The organism is Actinomyces sp. oral taxon 849 str. F0330, from assembly GCF_000239715.1.
Classification (GTDB): Bacteria; Actinomycetota; Actinomycetes; order Actinomycetales; family Actinomycetaceae; genus Actinomyces; species Actinomyces johnsonii.
On the sequence record NZ_JH470354.1, the window covers coordinates 111,269 to 112,579 of the forward strand.

Sequence of the window (1,311 nt, forward strand, 5' to 3'; positions counted from 1 at the left end):
ACCGCGGCGGCCGGCATTCGCCTGGGTGCGGCGGGCGGCCAGGGCCGGGGCACCGTCCTGGGGGACACCGGACAGGCATCCATGGAGCAGCGGATCACCTATTCCGGTCCCAGTGAGTCCGGCGACGAGGAGGAGCGCTCTGGCGCCTCCTCGCGCAGGGCCTCCGGGTCCTCGGCCTCAGGCGGTAACCGGGCCGAGCGCCGCCGATCCAAGAAGAAGCGTCGCCACTGATCCCTGCCGAGGGCTGACGTCACCGCCGTCGATCCGGCCGGGTCCCGGCTGCCTCTCCGATGAGAGAACCCGCCTTCGGCTGCCCGGATACGTTGGTGATGCACTCGAGCGCCGACGTGTCAACAGTGAGCGGACGATGGCTTCGCGGCTGCGCTGATTTCATGTCTGGAACTCCCTCACGCGATCTCCAGGCCGGTGAGGATCCAGCGATCGCGCAGCATCTCCAAACGCGCCGCCGCGGCCCGGACCCGGTTGCCCTCCTCCAGAAGGACAGTCGCTTCGCAGGCCCCCGACACCGTCGGCTCGGTGCGTACGAAACGAACGCGCGGGCGTCTCGGCGTCGGCCGACGCCCCAGGATCCTGGAGGCCAGACCGGCCCGGCGGGCGAGGGCGTCGAACAGGGACGGGCTGGTCCACCTGGCCAGATGATCGACGGGTCGCTGCCCGGCGAGCACCTCGCTGGCCGCAGCCACGACGATGGCGGCAGTGCGCGAGGCGTCGGCGCCGGTCTCGGGCCGCCTTTTGAGAGGGTCGTGAGGCTCGGCGGCTCCCGGGTCATTGAGGGGTTTCGGGGGCTTCGTCGGAACGGCGCGAGTCGGAGTCGGGTGAGTGGGTGTGGGATGGGAACGATGCTGCGGGCCGGTCTCCCTGCGGGCTGGGCGAGCGGTTCGAGTCGGCGTGGCGGTGACGGTCATGGCGGGCTCCTGATGGTGCGTCGGTGCCCGGCGGGCACGGAGTTGGAAGTGGACGGCCCCGGATACGGGGGCTGAGATGGAAGCTGATGGTCCTGGTACTGAAATGGGGACGGTTCATCGCGACGGTTCCCGGCCTCCCGTCGTCGTGCTCGGGGCTGCCAGTGAGCTCGGAACACTCAGAACCGTCCCGGGGCGGATCAGTGACGGATTCGGTCCGATGGCATCGGCGTTGGCGCGATATAGGGCGGGCCAGCCCTGCGCGACCTGCGCGCGACCGGCCCCGGTGGGCAGGAGGTGGGCGGTGATTGACCACAGGCTCTCTCCGGGAAGGACGATATGAGTGCGACCCGACGGGGCCTCCGGGCCCGTGACGGCGGGCGTGCGG

3 protein-coding genes are annotated in these 1,311 nt (G+C 70.8%); 1 reads left to right on the forward strand and 2 read right to left on the reverse strand.

Annotation, left to right across the window (positions count from 1 at the left end):
• Positions 1–231, forward strand: a 231-nt coding sequence (locus tag HMPREF0975_RS16715; RefSeq protein ID WP_009234036.1) for a hypothetical protein, incomplete at its 5' end; no start/stop codon positions are given.
• A gap of 176 nt (positions 232–407) precedes the next feature.
• On the opposite strand, the gene HMPREF0975_RS09970 is transcribed toward HMPREF0975_RS16715, so the two are convergent.
• Both HMPREF0975_RS09970 and HMPREF0975_RS16720 read right to left on the reverse strand, forming a co-directional pair.
• On the reverse strand, positions 408–926 hold the full coding sequence (locus tag HMPREF0975_RS09970) for an Rv3235 family protein (RefSeq protein ID WP_009234037.1): 519 nt from the start codon (positions 924–926) through the stop codon (positions 408–410).
• A 114-nt stretch (positions 927–1,040) separates the two neighbouring features.
• Positions 1,041–1,311: LysM peptidoglycan-binding domain-containing protein (locus tag HMPREF0975_RS16720; RefSeq protein WP_009234038.1), on the reverse strand; the 271-nt coding region annotated here is incomplete at its 5' end.